This window comes from Guptibacillus algicola (genome assembly GCF_020171805.1).
Classification (GTDB): Bacteria; Bacillota; Bacilli; order Bacillales; family Guptibacillaceae; genus Guptibacillus; species Guptibacillus algicola.
This window is the reverse complement of record NZ_JAIVAF010000003.1, coordinates 59,440-84,951: the sequence shown is the minus strand read 5'-3', so window position 1 is coordinate 84,951 and position 25,512 is coordinate 59,440. Positions and strand designations below refer to the sequence as shown.

Here is a 25,512-nt window from a genome sequence, read left to right as displayed (position 1 = left end):
TTCAACCTGACTCATTAAAGTCCGATTTCATTAACTGCATGAGTTGCCTGCTCTTCTGTAAAGCCTTCAAAAATGAGTTGATCGATTAATCCGCTCCTAGAGAATGCACTGAAATCGAGATAGTCTTTCGCTTTTTGGACGGCTTGTGCGTTCCAATCAACTTTGATGCTATCGACAGCAAACGCTGCATCAGCATTGCTGTATCCTTCAAATTCTAATTGTTCGATTAGCCCCTTTTTGCTGAATGCAGTAAAATTTAGATAATTCTCAGCTTGTGAGATTGCGTTTCGTTGTGCCAATGTAGGCTCATTTTCAGCCTCTTTTTTAGCTTCTTCTGCTTCCTTCTTAGCCTTCTCCTCTGCTTCCTTCTTAGCCTTCTCTTCAGCAGCTTTAGCAGCTACAGCTTCTTCCTCTTTCTTCTTAGCATCAGCAGCCTGTTGTTCTTCTTTCGCCTCTTCCTCTAGTTTCTTTTCCTCCTCTTTCGCTTTTGCTTCTTCAGCAGCATTTTCCTTTTCTGCTTCTACCTCTTTTGGTGGCTCCGTTGGAGTCGATGCTGTCTCACCAGCATCTAGAACGGATACACTGAAGATAAAAACAATAGCGAACGCTAGTAAGATAAATCCGTTTCTTTTTCCTTTTCCATTTCGCTTCACTAATCCAACAAGAGTGATGATGCTTACAATGATCATGCCTAACAGACTAATGGCAAAGATGAATAAACTCATTGTAAACCAACTCCATTTCCTTTATTATAGTTGCGTCTTCCACATAATGGATACATACGCCTTTTAAAGGATAAAAATAACCGCAACACTTTCGTTGCGGTGGAGAATAATAAAATTAAGAAATTTCACAATCAAATAGGTACGGGACACTGGACCTGTCCCCGTGTCCTCTCCGTTATGACAAATTACTTCTTGCACTCAAACGAATAACTGTTTGTGAAATAATTATGAAGTTCTAACATCACTTCTCCATTGACGTCATTGCATTTCGACGTTAGCAAAGCGATCTCTTTACTATGAAAGTAGCTGGTCGTAATAATCATAAATGAAATCGATAGAGCGACTAATCCTACTATGAAAGAAAAACCTATTAAGTACTTCACGTCATCCATTCCCTTTCTACTTAACTTGGTCGATTACAACTAAAAATCTATGTAAAATGGTTGGGATTCTTCATCCAAGCACAATTCAATTCTTTCTCTGAAATTTTTATATGATACCATTTCTAATGCTTGCTCGATCGGAAAAAAATCTACCTCCAAACTTTCTTCAGAGGTGGTTAATGTGCCTCCAACAGCGTGAGCTACAAACAGGGTATTACAAATGGATCGACTTACGTTCTGGAAGATCCCGCAAAACTTCAATCCTTCAATGATAATCCCTGTTTCTTCTTCTGTTTCCCTAATGGCTGCATCTTTCAAGGACTCACCTTCTTCAACCTGTCCTCCAGGCATTTCCCAGCCCCTTTTCGGGCCTTTGATTAATAGAATTTCATTCTGCTCATTGAAGACAATCGTTGCAGCTGAGACGATGTGTTTTGGTGGCGTGAATTGCTCGCTGTTATTCAATAAAAAACCTCCTTTTTAAAGCTTACTCTTCTCTATCCCGGAGTTCTGCTAACCACTCTTCAAAAGAATCGACACTGCTTGAATCCGTAAGAGCTACCGCATGTTCCGCATACTCGATCGCTCGATCTGTATCCCCCATGTTAGAAGCATATTCAGAAAGCATTTTCCACTCTCCTGGGAAATGTCGGATGTAGTTCATCCTCTTCAGCATAGTCGAACTAGCTGCTTTCCAATTTTCTTCTTCGACATAGATGGTGTTTAAAATATAATAAATTGAAGGCGCTTCATAAAAATATGGCCCTTTTGACTGTTCAAACACGTTTAACTCTTTCTCGAGCTGTTTACGATTATATCCTTCTTCTAATTTAGCTGAAGCTTCTTTAAGAAACTCTTTATCTGGAATCAGCCACTCATGATAACCAGAAAGAGGTTGTTTCGTAATTTCCATAAACCCTTCTTCAAACGAGCCTTGCTCCTTCGTTTGAGTAATTATCTTAGAAATGACTTGCTCCCCATGATCCTCTAGTAGCTTTTCCACAGTAAATTGCGCCATCACATACCGCTCGCTGGCACCTGGACCTTTCATAACCATTTCTGCATATGGCACAACGTCCCAATTCCCAATCGCTTCATAGAATGGAAGCGGAGCGAATCGATGCGCGAACGCTTCGGCTACACCTTCATGAAACCAGTCTGGTAGATCAGTGATCGCCATCTCTTGGCTCATGCTGTTCATCAAATAATAGTGAGCATATTCATGCGAAAGTGCGTGCACTCTTTCCTCAGCAGATAATTCTCCATTAATCACGATGACGTTGCTTTTTGGAAGATAAAGACCATTACGGTTCAATAGTATGGGGTGTGGTAACTTACCCTGTTTTGTGACTATTACTTCTAACTGAGGCAGGTCGTTCTCGCCAAACCAGGCAATGCCTAACTCCTCAAACGCTTCTATTTCATTAGCTAGTTCATTCGCTAATTCTTTTTGAACATTGTCATACGTGAGTTCAATGCCATCTACTTCTATTGAAGGATCTTTATAATGGTACATCTGTATGACTGCGTTGGATGTAAAATGTCCCAAGTATCCTTTAATCGGTGTGAACTCTATTATCCCTCTAACTACAAAAAATGTGACTGTCACGATAAGGATTTGAACAAAGATCTTCTTCAATTTCTTTCTTTTCAAAACTACCAATCTCCCAGCGTCATCAAACATGTATTTTATACCAATTATTTCAAACGAACTAAGTTCCCGCAATGCTTATTTCCTTAATAAGTAAGTAAACGGACGACCGAGACCCGGAAGGATGACGAGGCTCGGGCGTACGTCCGCGGAAAGCGAGCGATATTCACGCCTACGGCACTCCCCTGTGTTTTTGATTCTAATACGTAATTCCATATCAAGGTTAAATCATACTTTCTTTACAAAAAACTACTGTTTCCACTTCCCCACTATGATATATTATCCTACGTACTAGATTTGAACGGAGTGATACTATGAATCATACAGGGAAAGAAATTACACTCATCATCATTGGGTCCCTGTTCTTTGCGCTTGGCGTAAACTGGTTCGCCATCCCAAACGAACTTGGTGAAGGCGGCGTTACAGGTATTTCGATGGCACTTTACTATTTGGTCGGTTGGTCACCAGGACTCACAAACTTCCTTATGAACGGGATTCTTCTCGCAATCGGCTATAAAGTTCTAAATAAACGCGTCACGTGGTATACGATGATCGCGATCTTCTTCACGTCCCTTTTCATACATTTAACAGAGGGCATGGGGAATCCGGTCGACATCATGCTTGGAACGGTTTTTGTCGGTGTGTTCATCGGTATTGGGCTTGGTCTTGTCTTACGCTCAGGCGGGACGACCGGTGGGTCCACGATCGTTGCGCGCATGCTTAATCAGCACTTCGGCTGGAGTGTGAGTACGTCGATGTTCGTGTTCGACATTCTCGTTGTGATGGGCTCATCCTTTATCATTGGAATCGAAAATACAATGTACACAGGTATTTCAATCTATATCAGTACGAAGATATTAGATTACTTGATCGATGGCTTCGATACGAGAAAAGCCGTCACGATTATCTCGGAAGACACAGTAGCGATTGCTGAGAAAGTTAGCGCTGAGATGGACCGCGGTGTTACCATCATCAACGCACGAGGTCACTATTCGAATGAATCGAAAGATATCTTATATATTGTTATCAACAAACAAGAACTCTTCTTGTTGAAGAAGATGATCCAACAAGCTGATGATAAAGCGTTCGTCGTTGTGCACGATGTTCGTGATGTATTTGGGGAAGGATTTACGTTCCCGAAAACGTAAAAAAAAACTCCATCGATTCTCATAAAATCAAACCTATTCTATCAAAACCCCTCTCACACTTAGAGGGGTTTTAATTTATGGAGGTTCAGAGAAACGAGTAACCCTACTATCTTAAAAAAAGTTGAACATTTATGATATAAAAAATTTGTTCCCTCACTCACTCGTTTTCCCACATGAATGTAACCGTTCTCTCCCTTTCTACCACTCACTTTCCCATTAAACAGACCATCAAAGAAACTCACATTTTGTCGAACGCTTACATATCCCTATCGAATTTTTCTAACATTGTTACTATTAGACTAGGTATTGCTACCCCCTTTTTCATCTGCTAGATTGTTAAAATACAACTTCACATCTACTCTCTATATATTTTGGAAATATGGTCCGATAAGTTTCTACCCTGCAACCATGAATTGCTGGACTATAGGGAAGTAAGCAGAACTGGTGTCTTATACACCAATTGTTACTCATTCTTCCTGAAACCGGACTTTCCTTAAGTGCGGTTTTTTATGTTTTATAGATTCTTTTTATGTGAAGCAACATTTTTCTATCAGGGGGAGTCAATCAACATGAGCATCATCTTAGGTTTATTATCCATCGCGGGAGTCCTCGGAATCGCATGGTTACTCAGCAACAAGAAGAAGTCAGTCAACTGGCGTACGATCGGGGTAGGTCTCACGATCGAGGGTGCGTTCGTTCTTTTCGTTCTAAAAGTTGAAGCCGGTAAGGTATTTCTTCAAAAAGCGTCAGCAGCCGTACAGAACGTCATCAACTATAGTAACGAAGGGATTCAGTTCGTTTTCGGTGGCTTCTACGAACAAACGGATTTAACTTTTGTATTTGCGATCAACGTGCTGTCGGTTATTATCTTCATCTCAGCACTCGTTTCTGCTCTTTATTATTTACGGGTCATTCCATTCATCGTTCAACTCGTCGGTGTAACGGTCGGTAAGCTGATGGGAACGACAAAGGTTGAATCGTTTAACGCCGTCGGCAACTCATTCCTTGGACTTGCAGAAGCACCACTTCTTGTAAAACCATACTTAAAGATCTTAACGCGTTCTGAGATCTTCGCAGTGATGGTTGGCGGAACTGCCTCAGCGAGTGGCGCGATCCTCGTCGGGTATTCGCTCATGGGCGTCGACATCAAATATCTCTTGATTTCCGTATTCAGCGTTCCATTCGTATCGCTTGTGATCGCAAAGATCATGGAACCTGAAACCGAAGTATCACAAACGAACGACAACGTGAAAATGAAGCGTTCTGAACATGCGAACGTGTTCGAATCGATCGCAGAAGGTACGGTTAGTGGTGTCATGCTCGCCCTTAATATTGGTGGTCTCTTGATCGCATTCATCAGTATTCTAGCGCTCCTTAACGGCATGCTCGGTATGGCCGGTACAGATCTCAGCACGATCCTTGGCTATATCTTCTATCCGTTTGCTCTCCTTGTTGGTATTCCACTTGATGAAGCATTCCGAGCGGCATCCATCATCGGAACGAAGGTCTCGATCAACGAGTTCGTTGCATTTAAGGACTTAACGTCTCAGGAAGGACAGCTTTCAGAGAAAACAGTCGCGATGCTTTCTGTTGCGCTATGTAACTTCGCGAACCTTTCTTCGATCGGTCAGTTGATTATCGGACTCGGTTCACTTGAACCCACAAAACGCTCACAAGTATCGAAGCTTGGTCTAAAAGCCATTATAGGGGGTTCCCTCGCATCGTTTATCACAGCGATTTTTGTTGGGATGTTTATGTAATAAGAAAAGCCTGGTCAACGGACCAGGCTTTTTCATCTATTCACGAATCTTTCCACGGAATCACATTTAAATCCCACTTACTCGTCCACTTTACAACCTTCGCTTCATACACATCACGTGTGATCATCACTTTATTCGCTCGAACCGTCATTGTAAAAAGATCGTTCAACCCATACGGTGCGTACACCTTGAACGTCCCCTCATCATCTTTTCTAACACCAAGCGCCGTTGCCGTCGTCGGCCAGCTGTTGATCGCGTCTTCAAGCGACTGGTACTGCTCTATTTTCCTCCCGAACTTCTCTTCATACCAAAGGTGCACGCGTGCCTCATTTTTCACGTCGATTTCAAGCGGCAGGTCACACAGTAAGTGTTGAAGACGCTGCTCGATTTTCTTTTCCTTCTCTCCACTCAAGTCTTCATCATAGTAAATAATATCAATATCATTGATTCCATAATTCAGCGGGTTTCCTGATAAGTCATTCCATACCGTTTGAACAATACTACCCGCGCCAATATAGTAGTGATCGAACTCTGCATGCGCGACGTTCAATACTTTTTGAATGCTGTCGTTTTTATGTATGATCTCTTCTAGCCGTTCAATCTGACTCTGTATGTCTTCGTTTACTCCGCGAACGGTCATCTGATACGCCTCCTTTAGCTATGTATCTTTTAAACTCCCCCTCCATTATCTCGTACTAGCTCCAAATTTTCAGTACCTAGCCATACATTCCCTTACCTTTCGAGAACACCGAGCAACACATTAACCATGCAACTCGTTCTGTTCACCCTTATAATAGAAGATATAAGTTTCGGCATACCTTGGAGGGATTTCTTTGGATATCATTATCATCGGGGGCGGTATCGGTGGATTAACTGCCGGGGCGTTACTCTCAAAAGATGGCTATCATGTTACCGTGCTTGAAGCGTCGAATGAATGGGGCGGTTCTGCTGGTAAGTTCAGCAGGAAGGATTACCTGTTCCCAGTCGGTGCCACGATGGGCATGGGGTTTGAAGAGGGCGGCATCCATTATCGTATTTTTAAAGAGCTCGGCATTTCTGTGCCGTTTTTGAAATTAGATGAGATCATGCGCGTGTACAACGGGTCGTCCATTATGCCATATTATGCTGATCGAAACCGTCATCTTGCTGAATGTACGTCTCAATTTCCTGACCATGCGGAGCGCATCGTCTCTTTTTATCAAGAAATATGGAAGATGGGCGCCGAGGTACGAAAATTAATTAAACCTCTCCCTGTCCTACCACCTGTGACGATGTCTGAATGGAGAAAGCTTCTCTTCTCCATCAATATCGGAACACCAAAACTTTTCCCTTATTTACGTAAAACGATGGGGGATCTTCTAAAGAAACATGACCTCGAGGAATCACACCATTTTCGCCATTTTATCGATGGCCAATTGATCGACAGCATGCAGGCAACGAGCGGTGAGTGTTCCGCGCTCATGGGTGCCCTTGCGCTTGATATCTACCATGAAGGCGCGTACTACACAGAAGGCGGCCTCTACTCAATCGCTGAAAAGCTCCAGGCGTATATTGAAGATCATGGCGGCAAAACGTTTAAACGAAAGCATATTCAAACCATTCGCAACGAGAAAAACAAGTGGGTCGCAGTCGATCAGCGCGGTGAGAATTGGAAAGCTGACCATCTCGTTTGTAACCTTCCTGTCCAAAGCTTTGTGCCACTCCTCCCAGAACCTCTTAAACTAGAACTGCCGAACAAGCTTCAAAAAAGAAGCACGATTTCACAGTGGGGAGCCTTCACCTTGTATCTTGCGATCGATGAGAGTGTGATTCCAGACTACACCGCTTTATTCAATCAAGTTTTAGTTGAAGGCGGCACGATGACAGAAGGCGATCACCTCTTTCTCTCTCTTTCTAGCTCAATGGATCACATCCGTGCTCCGAAAGGGTATCGCACGCTCACCGTTAGCACGCATACGGAGCTTCACCACTGGGATACAAAGGAAAAGTATGATCGCTACAAAGAGCACCTAACCGAGAAAGTGCTGAATGGCGTTGAGCGCGTGATTCCAGACGTAAGAAGCGGCATCGATATGATGCTCACAGGTGCTCCACGTGCATGGGAGCGGTTCACGAAACGACCGAACGGCATGGTCGGTGGCTTTCCACAGACGAATGAATACAGCTTGTTCAATAGCATCTCACACAGAACGGGCCTCGAAGGATTATGGCTTTGTGGTGATAGTGTGTTTCCTGGCGCAGGTACAATCGGCGTTTCAACAAGCGGGTATCATGTGTATCAGTCTATTGCAGGGAAAAGGTAACGATAAGAAAAGCACGAGAGCTTCTCCCGTGCTTTTTTGTACATTTTATATTTTCCTATTGCAGCCTCAATCCTCGCTTAACCACTGTTCCAACATCGGAATCGACTCATTGTATTCTTTCAATTCCATTATCGTCTGAAACACTTGATCTGTGCCTAACTTTTGATCTTGACCCTGCCTCAACGAGCGCTTCAGGTTGTATTCGAGCCATCCTAATTTTCCTGAAAATCCAGTTGCGAGTACCTTCTTCCAGTCACCGTGCTGTTTTCCACACCGTTCCTTATACGCTTCAAAAAAAGAAAAGAATCGATCTTTATCGATGGTGCCTTCATCAGGTTTTGCCCAGTAGATCGCCGTTTCTAGGAGGTCTTGCATCGGGTTGATATAACCTGCTGATTCCCAGTCGATCACGACCGGTTCTCCTTGATGCCACAAGACGTTCTTCGGATCGAGATCGCGGTGACTAATCACGACGTCAGGTGCAAGTAATGTTGCTGCTTTATTCGCGATCGCACTCCACTCGTAAAGGTCTTTCATGGTTTTCTCTAATAGAGCCACCCAGTCTGCTCGTGCTTCTTTTCCATGCTCGAGATAGATCTCCCAATGCGTGTCTTGTTCGACTTCGACCCTTTCATAATGAATCCCTAACATCGAGAAATCAGTACGATGAATCTCAGCAAGAATCGCTCCCACCTTACCGCTATGCTCACACGTGACGTTCTTTGCGTTTAGACTTCTCCCTTCTATCCATTCGTAAATAAGAAAGAAATGACCATCTAAATGTTGGATGAACGACTCATTCACTTGTATGGCTGGTAGAGCAGGTATTCGATTCCTGGCCACAGTCGCTATACGCTCTGAGTTGATATAGTTTTGCATCGCAGAAGGTCTGCTAATAATTTCTTTATTCAATACTTTGATCGCATACTTTCCTGTTGTCGTTTCAACTGCATACATGTGATGCAAAAGGCCGCCATGAATTGGTTCAGGCACACCGATCACGTTACCAGCCTCACATGCTTCGCACATCTTTTCTACGTTATGTAGAAAATCATCCATTCGCTCACCTCCTTCGTCTTGCAATGAACTCAGTTTCCGAACAGCTCACGCAAGATTCCCTTATCCTGTAGCATACATCTTTTTGTCTTAGAAGACGAATCAAATCGTATATCGAAGCCTCGCTTCATTCACTATGTAAGTTTTACTATAGCAAAAACAAAGCTCGGGGACATAAGCCCCCGAGCTCCTTTCTATTCTTTTACTGGTGAGAGGGTGACAGAACTTAAATCAAGCGTGATTATTCTCGTGTCTCCATTCACACTTTCATATGAGAACGTTCCACATCCCCTTGATTCATTTATTTCTAACATCCTAAACAGTGTTGGAACAGTGCCTCCATCTAACTGTAAGAATTCACCACGACTTGTCGTAATGTAATACGAGCCACGAACTGGTGGCGGCACTGGCGTAGTTGAAGTAAGCCTAATCTCGAACTCAACCGTTTGATTTGCAATAACCCTTACCGTGCTAAAGAAAGGTTCATATCCTGCTTTCGTAGCCCTGATTTCATACGTTCCAACAGGAAGCCCAGAAAGTGAATAAACACCTTCCTCGTTCGATCTTACTTGGCGATACAAAGTCCCATCTTCGTTGTATAATTGTATCAGGACATCCTCGATCGGAACACCGGTATTGTTGTCAGACACTCGACCAACGATTGCGCCATCCTCGCCTCGAGCAAGTTCAAAATTGACCCCTTTTCGATCTTCACCGGTTGCTAACGTGACATTCCGTCTTGCTTCTAAATAGTCTACTGCATCCGCCGCTACAGTGTAGGTTCCAGCACTAAGGTTTCCAACCCTATACGTTCCGTCTTGCTCAGTGAATGCATTTCCTACTAAAACACCTTCGTCATCGTATACGTTAAGACTCGCTTCACTGATCGGATCACCGGTTGGTGCTGAGGTAACCGTACCTGAAATAGAAGCTGCAACCTCTCCAAGCGCAAAATTCTCGACATTCGTATCGTTTACGAACAGCGTTGACTGTCTACCTTCAGAGCCATACGCTTGTGCTGACGCTCTAAGCGCGTACGTTTCATCACTTAGCCCAGTAACCGTGTATCTTCCTTCAATGTTCGTCAGTGCCACATCTACCGGACGGCTGAGCAAATCCAACACTTCGACGATCGCACCGACGATGGGAAGCCCTGTGTCAGCATCAGTGACGATACCTGTAAACGTGCTCGGTATCGGCACGAGTGAGTTATTCACTTCGGTAGGTGTATCCGGTTCTGCCTGGAACGTGACAACTTTCGCTCGATAATCCGGGTTGATCACAGCAAGATTGTACTCACCTGGATTCAACCCTTGGTACTGGAAGTTCCCATCGGCATCTGTCTGAACTTCTGCCACAACCGTTTTGTTTTGATCTGATATCCTTACAAGCGTATTCGCTAATGGCTCCGTACCATCCCCTGTCACACGACCTTCCACGCTTGCTTCCGTTACGGTAAGCTGTAAGTCAGCAAATGTCGTATTCCCAGGTTCTACTGTTACCGAATCTGCATCATCACCATAAAAACGACTACTTGCCACAACGGTGTAGCTACCACTTTCAATATCCGCAAAAGTATATTTTCCTTGTGAATCGGTGAGTGTCGATGCGATGACTGGACCAGAGGAACTGATCAAACGTAACTCCACGTTGGTCCTCGAAAGGAAAGCACCCGTTGCTGAATCTGTCACGACTCCTGTAATTTTTCCTGGAACAGGCGGCAAGGACATACTTGTTGCTGTCGTTTCACCTGATGTTATGTCCGCACTCAGCGATTGCTGCTCATATCCAGGGCTGTTGATCAACATCGTGTAGATACCTAACGCAAGATCGAAGACTTTATAAACACCATCGCTTTGCGTTAACACCGTCGTAATAACTGAGCGTTTGGAATCGAGAATTTGAATCGTCGCTCCTGCGATTGGATCGCCATTTGGATCTGTGATGACACCAGCTAAGTCTCCTGTTTCTGGTGAAATCGATAGAACGGCTTCTTTCGTAACGCCAGGTTCGATAATCGCTCCTTGAGATGAGTTGGTGTAATTCGGTGTAGCAGCAGATACAATAACCGTGCCAGGGTCTAATTCTTCAACAACCGCCTTCCCCTCTTGATCTGTAACAGCAGATGTGAGCGGGATTCCTGTTTCATTTTTGATACTTGTTACAACGCCAGTCACTGGGGTACTCGTTATTTCGTCAACAACGAGGACCGTTAGCCCTCCACTTTGTGGGCTTACAGGAACATTGAGCGTGCTCACCTCATCAGCTTCTACTGTAACGGCAAATTGGCCAGGGCTAAATCCTTTCGTAATGGCGGTAAGGAAATAGGTTCCTTCTTTAACATCAGGAATCGTGTACGTGCCATTCGTTTGAGCTTGAACAGATGTGATGAACGCATCATTTTGGTCGAACAAGTTAATCAAAATCGTACGATTCGTGAGTGGGTCTCCATCTGCATTTGTTATTGTTCCCGTAATAGTACCAAAGGTTTGGGGGATTACAACGTCTGTCGTTACCGTATCATTTGGTTCGACAATAGCCCCAACAGAAGTAGTTGGTTGGCCTGGTTTATCTGCGATAACTTGATACGTTTTCGGGTCAAGATTTTGGATTGTATAGAATCCTTCTTCATCTGTTACAACGGAATCCACAATCGTACCATCTGGTGATATCACATTTACAACGGTTCCTGGTTGAGGATTACCATTTTCATCGGTAACGATGCCATCGACCGACCCAGGTTCTGAACCAAGTTCAAAGGAAACGGATACGACTTCTCCTGGTTCAATATCCACACCTTGTTTCGCATTTTCGTGTAGTGGTGCAGAACACGAAACGACGTAAATTCCTACTGGTAGATTTCCAATGGAACAATTTCCATTTGCATCCGTTACGCCAGAACCAATCACACTGCCATTCGGCGCGACAACTTTGACAGCAGCCCCGGCAACAGCCCCCTCTGGCCCCGTAACAGTTCCTGTGACGACGCCAGGATCCGGCGTAAGGAAACCATCGATTGTCGTTGCTTCGTTCGCTCTGACCGTCGCACCTGCTGTGAACGTATCAAAGTTTGGTGACGTAATTAAGATCGTATACGCACCAGGTGCAAGACCCGTAACTGTATATTCCCCTGCTGCATTCGTAACCGCTCGCTCAGATGGTTGCACGCTATCACCGAAAAAGATTTGGACAATTGCCCCGACAACTGGGAAATTCGTTTGGTTATTGATCACCGTACCAGAAATCTCACTTGGCTGTGGTACGAGATCAAAATTAACAGTAGTCGACTCACCCGCACCGATCGTAAACCCTTGCTTTTCAGATTGGTAATCTGGATTGTTTACTAAAAGTGTGTAGATGCCTGGGTTAATATTTTGAATGAGGTAGCGCCCATCCGCATCCGTTTGCACTTCAAAAATACTCGTGTCTGTAATGTCTAAAAGTTTAACGACAGTGTTTGGAGCTGCCACACCATCCGTCGTGACAACGCCTTCTACACTAGAAGGGTCTGGTGTGAGTACAAATTGCTGGATCGTTGGTACGCCAGCTTCAATGAGAACCGAGCCACTTTCACTTCCATAATTGGTTGCTGTCACAACGATGGTGTACGTTCCGTTTGAAATTGTTCCAAAGTCATAGTTGCCATCACTATCCGTTAAGACCGTGCTGACGATAGGACCGAATGGACTGACAGACCTGAGCTCAACCGTTGCACCTACAACAACTTCCCCACCGATATCCAATATCGTCCCTTGAACAACAGCACCTAATGGAATCAACGTGATATCCACAATGCTTTCATCACCAGGTATAACGGTGCCTGACACCACATTTGCTCCAGAACTACTTTCACTAGCTGTGATCGTATATTCACTAGGATCAAGCTGTGGAATTGTATACGTTCCATCACTATTTGTGATAACTGTCGCTACTGATGTGTTCGTCGCGTCAGCTACAGCAACCGTCGCATTACTAATCGGATTACCATCCGTATCTGTTACAACGCCAGTTATCGTACCTGTAATTTGAGACAAGGAAAGTTGAACAGTTGATATTTCAGCAGGTTCAACGATCACACCGATCGAAGAAACACCATAGTCAGGGGCTGTTGCTTTTACGTTTAGCTGTCCGACCTTAATATCGGAGAAGAGAAACTCTCCGTTTTGATCACTTGTAATCGTTGCAACTAAGATGCCATTCACATCTGTTAGCTCAACAAAACTACCCGGAAGCGATGCCCCACTCGTGTCTGTAATCGTTCCTTGAATTGAACCACCTGCTAAAACAAGAGGAACCGTTAACTCAGATATTTCTCCGTTTTCGACGATTGCACCGACGGTAGATGCTTGATACTTATCAGCGATAACATTAATTCGGTAAGATCCTGAAGGAAGGTTAAGAACTTCAAACGTTCCTTCAGATAATGCCTGGAGGGTTTGCAACAATGCGCCATTATCGTTTAACACTCTGATCGCAATGGACGTATTTAGGATCGGGTCACCGTCCATACCCAACACTGTTCCAAAGATCGTACCGCCAACTTCTTCTAATGAGAAGAGTACTTCCGACGTTTGATTCGATACGACAATAACCCCAGTCTGATCTTGAACAAAATAAGGTGAGCTCGCGATGACGGTATACATGCCAGGTGATAACAGCGGCGATACAAATTCACCGTTCGTTTCAGAGTTCGTCGAAATGATCGGAACGCCCTCAGGTGTACTAACGGAAATCAACACACCAGGGATGGCTTCACTTGTTGCTGCATTCACAACTCTCCCAGTAAACGTGCCACCAAGAGGAATCATGACGACATTAAGATCACTGTACTCATCTCCCGGAAGTACCGAAACACCTGTTGTAAATTCTGCATAATCATCGATCCCGGCAATAATCGTAAAGGCTCCACTCGGCAAACTCCCTACCGAGAAGTTCCCATCAATATCCGAAATCCCATTCCCAACTTCGGCTTCAAATTCATCGATGATTCGAACGCTGACGTTCGCAAGAGGCTGACCGTTATCGTCTACAACCGTTCCAGAAATCGTGACAGGATCAGGAACGAGGCGGAATTCTAACTCCGTCGTAGCGTTTGCATCAACGACGATCCCTTTAATTTCTTGACTATAATTAAGCGTGTATGCATTGATCGTGAACGAACCTGGGAACACCCCTGTGATTAAGAAGTCACCGCTTGCTCCTGCCGTCCGACGTGCTACTGGAACAGTTGATCCAGGTGAATACACTTCTACCTGTGCCCCTACTAGTGGAGATTCAGTTTCTGCATCGAGAATGATACCCGAAATCGCACCAGGTTCAGGTGTGAAGAAGATATCACTGACCACCGTTTCGCCAGGCTTCGGATTGATCGATACTTGCACGCGCTGGTAATTAGGAGAAATCGCTGAAATAAGGTACTGACTCGCTGTAAAGTTTGTAAAACGATAGAACCCGTTTCGATCTGAGTTCACCGTTTGAATGGAACTTCCGTGTATATCTAATAATCGTACAAATACATTCGCGACTGGTTCACCAGTCGTTTCATCTCGAATCGTCCCTTCTGCAATAGCAGGAAACGGCTCAAGTTCGAAGTCCACGGTACGTGAGCCATTTGCAGGAACTTTGACAGAAGCACTCGATGATCCATAGCCACTTTCAGCGAAAGCAATGATCGTGTATGTTCCTGCGAACAAACCTTCCGTACGGTAAATTCCGTTTTCATCGGTCAATGTCGTTGCATACACAGGCCCAGTCGGTGTTAAATAACGCACTTGGATGTTAACACCAGGGATAGGATTTCCCGTTTCAACTTCTGTGACAGTCCCGATCAAGTCACCTGGCTCAGGCGTTAATATGAAACTTAGAGAAGTGGTTTGATCTGGCAAGACTTCAAACGTAGCACTTTGACTTGAGAACTCTTCTGCAGACACAATTGCACGGTAAGAACCTGGTGATAAGTTCGGAAACGTAAATTGACCGAAGCTATCTGTTACAACTTTACTCTCTAACGTTTTCCCAAAATTACTGACTGTAACGACTGCATTATTTAATGGTTCACTTGAGAGTTGATTCGTTACGTACCCCGTTACTGCACCTGGATTCTGTTTAAGGGAAATATCAACTTCAATCCCATCAAGCGGCACCGTAACTGTGAGCACTTCGTTCCCATAACCTTCTGCATTCACATTTAATAAATACGAGCCCGGCAGTACAGAATCAAATGTAAACACACCGTTTTCACTCGGATAGAGACTCGACACAAACACCCCAGTACTTCTGGTTAACGATAAGAATACAGCTGTTCCCGTAATCGGACTTCCTGTATTCGCATCAAGAACCGTTCCGCTTACAGTGGCGAGAATCGGAGACAGTTGAATGACCACATTGTTAACTTCGCCTGCTGTAATGATTGAAGATACAAGATTTGCGGTATACCCTTCGAGTGTAGCCGTAACGAAATACGTTCCTTCAGACAAGCTCGGAACGACAAAAGAACCGTCTGGATTCGCTAAAAAGGCTTGAAGTAATTCTTTATTTGCCCCGAGTAACTTCAGTTGAATGTTATCTCCACTGATCGGATCGCCGGTTTCATCAACAACCTGACCTTCAATGTCACCAACCGTTGTTTTCAGCCTTACATTCGCTCCAGACGTTTCTCCAGCAGGTACGATGACTCCTGTGATTTCAGTAGAATAATTTGGAGCTGAGCATGTAACTGTATAAGAGTCAGGTCCAACATTTCGATACAGAAACTTACCGAACTGGTCACTCGTCGTGTATTTGATAAGAATACCGAGACTATTTCTAAGTAGAACGGAAGCTCCAGTAATAACCTCGCCTGTTTGAAAATCTGATACCCCACCAGAAATGGTTCCTAACAATCTAGCCATAACGAAGTCAATATCTTGAACCTCTTGACCCGCTTCAACCGCCACTGTACCCGTTGTTGTCGTATGCATCATCAGTTTGGCAATAAGTGCATAGCTACCAGGAGGAACATTACTGATAAAGTAGTTCCCATCGACGTCCGTATTTCCGTAAGCGATCGGTGTCTCGTTTACATCAAGTAGAGAAATCGTGACGTTCGATAATGTTTCTCCAAGGTCATTTACGATGTTTCCACTGATTGAACCAGGATTCGGTTTTATCGTCAAAGGTATATTTGATACGATATTCGACTTTACGGATGCACCTGTACACGCAACCGAATAATTCGGAGCTGCGGCTTTTAAAATATAGTTTCCAGGTGCTAAATTTTCGAATTGATAAGCACCTGTCGGATCAGCCGCAGTTGCGTTCACCAACTGGTTATCCAACGAGTAAAGTTGAACGATTAAATTTTCAGCTGGAGGTGTGACGATGCCACTAATCGAACCAGGATTCGCTTTTAACTCGATATCGATGCTTTTCGTAAAGCCCCACGGAACGATTTCTCCGATCAGGTTCGTTTCATATCCTTCCGCGACTACAGCCATCGTGTAGATTCCTGCAGGAAGCCCAACTGTTAGGAACTCACCATCTGTACTCGTAATCAACGAATCGACCTGGAACCCTAGCGCATTACTAATGTTGATTGTTGCTCCCGCAATCGGAACCGATGTATCTGCGTCTCTTAACGTACCGGTAATAAACCCTGGTAATGGGACAAGGCCTACTCTCGTCGTCGTCACTTGACCTGGCTCTGTTTTCACACTTGCGTATAAGCTTCGGTATGCATCCGTATTGGCGTTGACCGTGTACGTGTTAACAAGCACATTTTCAAATGTAAATTCACCTTCATTCGTGCAGAACGTCGTTGCTAGGAGAACGCCATTCGAATCGATCAGCTGCATCTGAATCGATTCTCCCTTAATCGGTTCTCCCGTCTCTTCGTTAATAATCGTTCCTACGATTGTTGAAGGATCTGCAGTAAGTGAGAAATCTAGCTCTGACACATTTCCTGATGTGACAATCGCTCCACCTAATAAGGATTGGTAATTCGTGAATGACGCCGTGATGGAGTAACTACCTGGCTTGAGTTCATTGACCGTATACTCCCCATTCGAATCTGTCACTCTTCTGGAAACGAGCACATCAGAATCCGAATTGTTCACGAGAAGTACCGCACCAACTAACGGATCACCTCCATCAGTCGTAACCCTACCGGTTACAGAACCAAAGATCTGTTTCACCTCGGCATTCAATTCGAATGTTCGGTTATTTCGAATAAGTGCTCCTAAGGTGGTGGTTGAATAACCATCCGCTGTGAAAATACATGTGTATCTTCCTGGAGATAAGCCCCTAATCTTATATGTTCCATCATCGTTTGCGACCGTTTTTGCAACGACGACGTTGTTAGAAACAACATCGATTTTAGCTCCACTTACAGGACTACCGTCAGATTCTACAGTTCCTTCAAGCACTCCTGTTAGTCTCCTAAGGAAACAATCTAGAACTGTAGATAGATCAGGTCGCACATAAAATCCAAAGTTCTTTGAGCCGTGTCCATTTGAAGCAAACGTACAGACATAATTTCCAGGTGCAAGAGATCCAACGTTAAAACGACCATTCGCATCGGTGATGGCGTTTGCAATTGTTAACCCAAAGGAATTGGTTATTTTAATATTACAGCCTTCTAGATCATCTTCATCGTCTTCGTCTTTCACGCGACCTTCAACTGAACCTGGGTTAGGGAGGAGATTGACATCTACATCAGCAGTTTGACCGGCTAGAACCGAGAAACCTACGTTAAAGGTCTGATAGGAATTTGCTTTTGCCCTGAAACGATAAGAGCCTGGTGCTAATCGGTTGATCACGCACTTCCCTGCTGCGTCTGTAATTGCTGAAGCTACCACAAGCCCTGTCGAACCGATCACGTCAACAGTTGCATTTTCTATTGGAGAACCACCACTTGTAACCGTTCCTTCAACCGTTCCAGGGTTTGGAGCAAGCGAAAAGTTCTCGACAGATGTATCGTTCGAATTCACGTCTTTTCCAATCGACTGAGACTGATAGCCATCAGCAGTAACCGTCAAGACATAGTGACCCGGCTGTACATTATTAATCGTGTACTCACCAGCTGCATCGGTTGTCGTCGCAAGAATTTCTTGACCGATGTTATTGGAAACGGCTACTTTCGCTCCATCTATTGGAGAACCACCAGAAGTAACCGTTCCGGCTAAATTTCCTAATGCAGGCGCAATATAGAGATTTACGATTGTGACATTATCTGCCGTGATCTCAACAATTCGGGTCACATCAGTAAAGTCTGCCTTTGAAAATTCAACCGTGTACGTATCTGGAGTGACCCCTGTGAAATTGTAATCTCCAAAAGCGTCCGTTTGTGTCGTGGCGACTTCTGTAGCACCATCCATCAGGCGAACCGTCACATTTTCTTCAGGGAGTCCGTTCACTTGATTGAGGACGTTACCTGCTACACCACCAGTAGCCTGAACATCGACTGTCACTGCTGACCTAACAGGAACAAGCTGTCCTCCAGTGAACAAATCGAACCCAATTCCTGTCGCGGCGTTTAAGACTTGGTCTCCTGAAGTATAGAACAAACCGTTCTCTATAAAATCTAAGGTTGCGCTTTCTCCAGCTTCAAGGTCTCCAACCGTCCATGTGAGTGTTTTGTTCCCCTCGTTATAAGCGGTAGATCCTTGCGAAACGGAAGTCGCTTCAAAGACAGAGACAACGTCCAATGCGACGACATCGACTACATTAAGAATCGTCGCCTGACTTTTCCCAATATTTGTGAGCGTGATTCTTCCAGTCCACTCATAGTTCTGACCTGCCATAGGATCAGTAGGACCTGTTAGCATCGTTTTGGAGATTTGTAAGTTTGCCTTCACGTTCCCAGTATTTACTGTCGTAGGATCAGAAAGCGCATCCTTAAACTCATAGTCTTCAGATCTTCTAAGAGAATCTTTGTTGTAGTTGTTGTTGTTCGTCGCTGTAAATGCAACCATCTGAATCGGATCATTCGGCGTGATATCCAAATACGAGAAAAACGTTGAAGCAGGGAAAAGAAAATCAATGAAATAGTTCTGAGAATCTCCTAGAGTACTATCCGCCTGAACGACACGAGCCACGTCAAAGTTTATGATTTGACGCGAGAAATTTGGCTCTCCCTTGCCATTTGTGCCCTCTGCCGCATCTGTCCAGGAGTTAAACTCTTTATCGACGTTTTGAATTAAATTCACGCGATTCTTTAAACCATTAATCGCTAGCATCCAGTCGTATGTTCCAGCTACACCTGTTGTATTAAGCAGCACTCCCCACGCATTCCTTTGAAAGGATGTCTTAGCTCGGTTACGAGGGTCTGCTCTGACACGCATACGAAAATAAACGTTAATCGTATCATAGGCGTAATAGAACGAAGGAAAATTCTCATCCCCTACAATATCCGTCCGAGAAGGATTAATATCTTTTACTACATCTTCATACACCTTCCCTCCGACCAGGATTGGCGTAAACTGATTGTTATTAGGAAATGACACTTGAACACCTCCAATGTGTTAAATCATTCCATTCACTATACGCAGAAACGCCCAATACGGAAGTGAAATTTTAGAAAAAGTTAAACTTCTACGTATTAACGATATGAGTGAAATAAGATTCCATGACTTGATTTTTTCCAATATAAAGAAGCTCTTCCAGTTTGGAAGAGCTTTCATATTTACATCATTTAATTACGTACAGCCCTTAAACCTTGTTCTCCATCGACATGACTTCCCAAAGGTGACCATCAAGATCTTGAAAGCTCGCTGCATACATAAATCCATGATCGACAGGATCAGAAGGAGCTTCGCCACCATAGTCCAGTGCTTTCTTCACAAGTGAATCGACCTCGTCTTTATTATTGACAGCTATAGCTAAGATCGATTCCGTACTTTCCTTTGCATTCACAATAGCTTTCTTTGTAAAGGACTTAAAGTATTCTTCAACCAATAGCATCACGAACGTACGATCATTAATAATTAAACACGCAGCATTTTTATCTGTGTATTCAGCGTTAAATTCAAAACCTAGCTCACTGAAGAAAGAAACAGACTGATCGACATCTTTGACTGGTATGTTGATATACACTTGATTTGCTTGAAACGCCATCTTATCACCTCATCTACTAGTTTTCTTCACCACACAATTCTATAAATGAATTCTTATCCCTTTATTGCTCAAAAAATATTGTTCGACATTTGATATGGGAGTACCAGGCAGTCATTCGCTCTCATACTCAACTTTCAAATCACCTGATGTTGTTTCGACTGCTAGTGTATTCGTTGCTGCTCCAATCTCCCCGTCCAGCTCATTTTCTTCTTTCACTCTATAGAGCATCTCTTCCAGGTTAATGTCTGCTTCTCCTGAATTTCCTTCAAACAAGATTCGAAGATTACTAGGGTTCTTCTTGTAGATTGTCTCTACATTACCACTCGTCGTCGTTATCTCGAATTCCTTACTCACATCTTTTGTTTCAAGCGAGACGTTCCCTGATGTTGAATTGACTTCAGCCGATGCAGCAACAAGGTCTTCCATCTCGATATTCCCACTCGTCGTTTCAATCGAGAGGTCCTTCACCTCGCTCTGACTAAGTGTGATATTCCCACTAGTGGACGTTAATGCTACCTCTTCGTTTGATGCCAATCCTTTCACATGTTGCGACCCTGACGTTGACTCAAGTGATAGATTATCTGTAGCGGTTGCTTCACCCTCAATATCACCTGACGTTGTGCGAACGGTAAACGTATCAAAAGATTTCTCTGGCAAACTAACAAGTACTCTCACATTACTACTAACAAAATTAAAGCCGAATTCATTTTTCTTTTTCGGTATGTACGTGACGTTAAGCGTTTCACCTTGCTCCGTCACTTCAATTTGGTGGTTTTTCTTATTGTCTTTATTTACGTTTCCAACCAACTTTACTGAAAGCTTGTCTGATGGAATCGAAGCGAAGATCACGTCTGCAGAAGTCGCTCTTACATCGAGCGTCTCCATTCCCTCAACCATAACCTCTTCTTCTACTTGTAACGACACTTGTTCTGCCTTCACTTCATTGAAATAGACATAACCTGCTATGATAAGAAGTAAGGCTAGCGTTAATCCAATAATCAGTTTCACGAACCCACCTCCCTCTATTTAACTTACGTTTTCTTACTTTGTACGATCAGCGTTAGAAAGAAAATCACCAAATACCCAATGAGTAAATAGACGAGTAGAAACGCTGTCGGCACCTCACTCCAAAAGAGCTTCGTGATAAAAAACGCAATCAGGGCCATGATGACGGCACCTGCCCATAACTTTAATCGATTTCCCATCTTCCATATCCTTTCATAATGCTTTATTTAAATAGTATTGCTACTTACGTATTCCCGTCTTCATCACATAAACTGAAATCCATATAAATACCAGAATAATAAGAGGCTGAAGATACTCCCATACACCCATTTTTTCTGTTTGAAATGAATCACGACTAACAGAGTAATCACTGATAGCATGAAGAAATAATAGAGGTAGTCAAACCACTTCCCATCGATCACAAACCTATCGAGCGTAATCAGAATAAGAAACCCAACCATTATTGAGACATAGAAGTTCTTCGAATCTTTCTGCTTACTCAACTGATAAAACGCACCTTCCCATTAAACTCTTGTTAAACCAACTCTCTTATCATTTTAATTTCTTCATCGGTTTCGTTAACCCTTTTGAATCCTGCCTTTTCGTAAACGCGAATAGCGGGTTTATTCGTTTTCTCCACTTCAAGTCTGACCTCGTCAAAATGCGTGTCATAGTAATCTAAGCCGAACTGAATCCCCTCGTTCACATAATCGACGGCGAGTCCTTTTCCTACTAGACTAGGTTCGAGTGCAAGTCCGATTTCCATGGCATTTCCTTTGATTGTGAACTCAAACAACCCAGCGATTTTGTCTTCCGAAAGAGCCACAAATCCTTCGCAGCCACCAGGTCCTACAAAAACACCATCTTTCTCATAGGAAGTGAAATAAGGCGTCATGAATAGATCGTCAAAACGTCCATCGTAATGCCATTCATCAATTTCACGTGCGTACTCTAATGTCATTGGAACAAACTGATACGTCATCTCTTTCCTCCTCTACAACATGTCATCGAGTGATTTATAGCCCTCTGCCGTTTTTTTCAACGTTTCGAGCGTACTCTGAAGGTGGCGCCGGATGGCGGATTGCACCTCTTCGACGTTTTCACTCCTGATCGCATCGATGATCTTCCGATGCTCTTCAAGACTTTTGTTCTTCTCTTCACTCTTCGTATCGACAACATCATAAATTCTTAAGTACATATCGATTTGCTCGATTACTTTTTGTAAAAATTCACTGATGTATTTATTACCGCTTCTGTCTGCAAGAAGCATGTGAAATCGTTTGTTGAGCGCTATGTACTGAGGAATATCTTCTTTTTTGTAAACAGCGATCTCTTCTTCAAGCGTATCTTCTAATTTCAAGATATCTTGATGAGTGACCTTATCTAGACCGAACTTTACAGCGATACATTCGAGCTCGATCCGTAGCTCGAAAGCCTGGATGATTTCCTTTATATCTGGCTGGACAACGTACGCTCCTTTATTTTGAACGAGCGTTACGTATCCTTCTTCTACTAGTTTTCTAAACGCATTTCGTATTGGGGTCCTGCTTACATTCAACTTTTCAGATATGGTCGCTTCCACTAGCTTAGTCCCAGGCGCAAGCTCCCTGCGTAAAATCGCCTGTTTTAACTTATCGATAATCATCTGTTCAGCAGACTTCTTCGTTTTCATCTTCGATCCCCTCTACTAAAAAAATACAATCTTACCTTCTAGCATAATCGACCCAAGCCCCTATTCCAATACCCTTCAAGAATGAACTAGAAATTATAGGCTATTCAAATGAAAGGAAAGGGCTTACAATATAATTGTAGTACAATTTTGAACTACATTATTTTATAAGGCAAGGGGGCGCAACGCTCATGTATCACAAATTAATCGAGAGAACGATATCAGAGCAAGTAGAAATGCTTACTCGCGCATTAGTTGAAATCGAAAGCATCAACGGCACATCAGGAGAAGCTGCTGTGGCTGATTTTATAAAGAGAACAATCCTTTCCTTTCCATATTTTCAAAAGCACCCTCACCTTGTTTGGGAGCAAGTTGTCGATCAAAAGCTCGGAAGAAAGAATATCTTCGCACTACTGAAAAGTCCAAAGCCTACAACGAACACGATCATCTACCATGGCCACCTCGACACGGTTGGAACCGATGACTACGGTAGCTTACAAAAAGATGCCCTAAACCCTGATAAATTAGAAACGTTCTTCAAGGGCTACGAATTCGATCAAGATGTACAGAGAGATGCGAAGTCCGGTGAGTGGCTGTTCGGACGAGGGGCACTCGACATGCAGAGCGGCGTTGCTGTTCATCTCGTGAACCTCCTTCATTTCTCAATGAACCCTAAAGAGCTTTCAGGAAACATTCTCTATATGGGAAACCCTGATGAAGAAAGTCAGCATAAAGGGATTACGTCCGCTATTTCTGAATTAAACACGTTAAAGAAAGAGCAAGGATTGAACTTCGTATGTGCGATCAATGCAGACTTTATCACGCCTCAGTATGATGGCGATCGTGAGCGCTATATATATACTGGTTCTGCAGGAAAGCTTTTACCTAGTTTCTATATTTATGGGAGAGAAACGCATGTTGGGGACACGTTGTCTGGAATCGACTCCACATTGATCTCAGCTGAAATCAATCGAAGAATCAATAACAACATCAACTTAACGGAGAATATCGAGGGTGAACTCATTCTCCCTCCATCATGCTTGTATCAGAAAGACACAAAAGAGACATACAACGTTCAGACTGCAAAGAGCAGCTATTTGTATTTTAACTATTTTATTTATGAAGCGACGGCGAAAGATGTGATGAGGAAGCTTGAGGCGCTCACTGTGGAGTCTTGCCTCGAGGTTGAGAATTCGCTTTCAGCGAACTATCAAGAATTCATTAAGCGAACGGGACTACCAACTCGAAACCTCTCCTGGCATATAGAAGTAACGAGCTTAGAATCATTTATCGATGAGTTAAAAGAAAAAGGCGCAGACGTTGAAACGGTGACAGCTCAGGTAATCGAGAGAAACAGAGGGCTCGAGTCGCGCATGATCTGTTTCAAAATCGTAGAAGCTCTCCAGCAATTAGACCCAGACAAGAAACCAAGAGTAATTATCTTCTACGGCCCACCTTACCTTCCTCATAACTATTTGGGTGACAGTGAGCGTGATCAATTATTGTTAGAAGTTGTGGAACGAAATCTTGAAGAAACAGCGAAACGCACAGGTGAAACGTTCACAGTGAAGAAGTTCTTCCCTTACCTTGCTGATGGAAGCTTCTTATCGCTTCATGAAAGTGACGATGAAATCGATACTCTCGTGAAGAACTTCCCTGCGCTTTCCGAAACCTATCCAATTCAGATCAAAGACATTCGGGAATTGAACGTTCCTTCTGTGAACATGGGTGTGTATGGAAAGGATGGGCACAAGTGGACTGAGCGTGTGTATAAACCTTATTCATTCGATGTCTTGCCTACACTCATTCGCGATACAACCAAGATGTTGCTCGATCAATCGAATGAACTGCATGGGAAGGAATTAGTAGTGGAGTAGACTAGAACTTACTAGTTTAAAAGAGGCAAAGGAGGTAAGAGCTCTTTTGCCTCTTTACATTTCCTTACATAAAATTGTTTTTTTATACCAGGAGCGGGTAATGGAAAGAAAAGGATGAGAGGGTGTCTACATGAGCAAAAAAGGGAAGGTAGCGTTCATCATTATTGCTGGATTTATCTTCATAGGTTTCGCCGTGCATGACATTATAACAGGAGATATCGGCTACTTTTTTTTCAAAGCAATCGGGGCAACGGCAGTAGTCGGTTATATGCTTTATAATTACTTTTCTAAAAAACGAGAGAGCCATTTTTGATATGGCGTGTTGATCAGTACACCAAGGTGTAAACGGCTTCTATGCTCCTTTACACCTTTAACTCTCGTTTATCTTTCTCCCTCTGCCCTCTCGTAAGCTCACAACTACCTTTCATTTCCCCTTCAGCTTCTTATCATTTTTCATTTCTCTTACTTTTAATCGAACCTGAATTTCTTTTCCTCTACAAACACATCTGTTACTTGTTCTCTTTTTCACCTATTACTTGTACCATCCAACCTCATTCTCTCACTCTACTCTCCTCCAGCTTATCACCGATCACTTTCCAACCTACCTGTTAACACTATCTTTCACGTAAAACATTCGATTCCTAGTTGACTTTAAGCCGTTGAATCCCCTGAATGAACTAGATTTGATAAGGAAACATTGGACAAAGAAAGACTACCTTTTCTACAGCACCAAAAGCAGTGCTGTAGAAAAAGCAGACGTCCTGAATGGTACTGAGTTTGCCTGAGGGTGCCACCGTATCACCCGATTTGAACGCTTGAATTTCTTCAACAAAGAGCTTTCTAC

At 43.5% G+C, this 25,512-nt stretch carries 18 protein-coding genes and 1 riboswitch; of the genes, 5 read left to right on the top strand and 13 right to left on the bottom strand.

All coding sequences use genetic code 11. From position 1 onward, the window contains the following. Positions 1–14: 14 nt before the first annotated feature. The 4 genes from LCM09_RS07885 to LCM09_RS07870 form a co-directional block, all read right to left on the bottom strand. Positions 15–725 (bottom strand): Ltp family lipoprotein, encoded by a 711-nt coding sequence (locus LCM09_RS07885; RefSeq protein WP_224880395.1) that lies wholly within the window; start codon positions 723–725, stop codon positions 15–17. 185 nt (positions 726–910) lie between these two features. Next, on the bottom strand, positions 911–1,117 hold the full coding sequence (locus LCM09_RS07880) for a hypothetical protein (RefSeq protein WP_224880393.1): 207 nt from the start codon (positions 1,115–1,117) through the stop codon (positions 911–913). A gap of 30 nt (positions 1,118–1,147) precedes the next feature. Then, positions 1,148–1,573 carry an NUDIX hydrolase gene (locus tag LCM09_RS07875; protein WP_224880391.1) on the bottom strand — a complete coding sequence of 142 codons (426 nt, stop codon included), beginning with the start codon at positions 1,571–1,573 and terminating at the stop codon, positions 1,148–1,150. 22 nt (positions 1,574–1,595) lie between these two features. After that, the gene (locus LCM09_RS07870; protein ID WP_224880389.1) at positions 1,596–2,762 is read right to left on the bottom strand and encodes a hypothetical protein; all 1,167 of its coding nucleotides are present in this window, start codon (positions 2,760–2,762) and stop codon (positions 1,596–1,598) included. A 311-nt stretch (positions 2,763–3,073) separates the two neighbouring features. Here LCM09_RS07870 and LCM09_RS07865 point away from each other — a divergent pair, with 311 nt between their 5' ends. Then, a complete protein-coding gene (locus tag LCM09_RS07865) occupies positions 3,074–3,907 on the top strand; it encodes a YitT family protein (RefSeq protein ID WP_224880387.1) in 834 nt (277 codons plus the stop codon). A 342-nt stretch (positions 3,908–4,249) separates the two neighbouring features. Continuing rightward, positions 4,250–4,351, top strand: a riboswitch (purine riboswitch). A gap of 125 nt (positions 4,352–4,476) precedes the next feature. Continuing rightward, positions 4,477–5,667: a NupC/NupG family nucleoside CNT transporter gene (locus LCM09_RS07860; RefSeq protein WP_224880385.1), complete on the top strand. Its 1,191-nt coding sequence runs from the start codon at positions 4,477–4,479 to the stop codon at positions 5,665–5,667. Between the two features lie 40 nt (positions 5,668–5,707). Here the strand turns inward: LCM09_RS07860 and LCM09_RS07855 are convergent, their stop codons facing one another. Beyond that, complete coding sequence (locus LCM09_RS07855) at positions 5,708–6,307, bottom strand: nucleotidyltransferase family protein (RefSeq protein WP_224880384.1); 600 nt, start codon at positions 6,305–6,307, stop codon at positions 5,708–5,710. Positions 6,308–6,500: 193 nt separating this feature from the next. Between LCM09_RS07855 and LCM09_RS07850 the strand changes: the two genes are divergently transcribed. Beyond that, complete coding sequence (locus LCM09_RS07850; protein WP_224880382.1) at positions 6,501–7,970, top strand: FAD-dependent oxidoreductase; 1,470 nt, start codon at positions 6,501–6,503, stop codon at positions 7,968–7,970. 66 nt (positions 7,971–8,036) lie between these two features. Here LCM09_RS07850 and LCM09_RS07845 read toward each other — a convergent pair whose 3' ends face one another. From LCM09_RS07845 to LCM09_RS07810, 8 genes are all read right to left on the bottom strand, one after another. Next, the gene (locus tag LCM09_RS07845; RefSeq protein WP_224880379.1) at positions 8,037–9,029 is read right to left on the bottom strand and encodes an aminoglycoside phosphotransferase family protein; all 993 of its coding nucleotides are present in this window, start codon (positions 9,027–9,029) and stop codon (positions 8,037–8,039) included. A 191-nt stretch (positions 9,030–9,220) separates the two neighbouring features. Next, a complete protein-coding gene (locus LCM09_RS07840) occupies positions 9,221–19,507 on the bottom strand; it encodes a carboxypeptidase regulatory-like domain-containing protein (RefSeq protein WP_224880377.1) in 10,287 nt (3,428 codons plus the stop codon). A gap of 205 nt (positions 19,508–19,712) precedes the next feature. After that, positions 19,713–20,117 carry a VOC family protein gene (locus LCM09_RS07835; RefSeq protein ID WP_224880375.1) on the bottom strand — a complete coding sequence of 135 codons (405 nt, stop codon included), beginning with the start codon at positions 20,115–20,117 and terminating at the stop codon, positions 19,713–19,715. A 111-nt stretch (positions 20,118–20,228) separates the two neighbouring features. After that, positions 20,229–21,125: a DUF4097 family beta strand repeat-containing protein gene (locus LCM09_RS07830; protein WP_224880373.1), complete on the bottom strand. Its 897-nt coding sequence runs from the start codon at positions 21,123–21,125 to the stop codon at positions 20,229–20,231. A 23-nt stretch (positions 21,126–21,148) separates the two neighbouring features. Beyond that, the gene (locus tag LCM09_RS07825; protein WP_224880371.1) at positions 21,149–21,322 is read right to left on the bottom strand and encodes a hypothetical protein; all 174 of its coding nucleotides are present in this window, start codon (positions 21,320–21,322) and stop codon (positions 21,149–21,151) included. A gap of 63 nt (positions 21,323–21,385) precedes the next feature. Continuing rightward, on the bottom strand, positions 21,386–21,625 hold the full coding sequence (locus LCM09_RS07820) for a hypothetical protein (protein WP_224880369.1): 240 nt from the start codon (positions 21,623–21,625) through the stop codon (positions 21,386–21,388). A 32-nt stretch (positions 21,626–21,657) separates the two neighbouring features. Continuing rightward, positions 21,658–22,104, bottom strand: coding sequence for a GNAT family N-acetyltransferase (locus LCM09_RS07815; RefSeq protein WP_224880367.1), 447 nt, complete (start codon positions 22,102–22,104; stop codon positions 21,658–21,660). 12 nt (positions 22,105–22,116) lie between these two features. Beyond that, positions 22,117–22,794 carry a GntR family transcriptional regulator gene (locus LCM09_RS07810; RefSeq protein ID WP_224880366.1) on the bottom strand — a complete coding sequence of 226 codons (678 nt, stop codon included), beginning with the start codon at positions 22,792–22,794 and terminating at the stop codon, positions 22,117–22,119. 188 nt (positions 22,795–22,982) lie between these two features. Here LCM09_RS07810 and LCM09_RS07805 point away from each other — a divergent pair, with 188 nt between their 5' ends. Beyond that, the gene (locus LCM09_RS07805; protein ID WP_224880364.1) at positions 22,983–24,668 is read left to right on the top strand and encodes a M20/M25/M40 family metallo-hydrolase; all 1,686 of its coding nucleotides are present in this window, start codon (positions 22,983–22,985) and stop codon (positions 24,666–24,668) included. Between the two features lie 130 nt (positions 24,669–24,798). Continuing rightward, a complete protein-coding gene (locus tag LCM09_RS07800; RefSeq protein WP_224880362.1) occupies positions 24,799–24,981 on the top strand; it encodes a hypothetical protein in 183 nt (60 codons plus the stop codon). Positions 24,982–25,512: the final 531 nt, after the last annotated feature.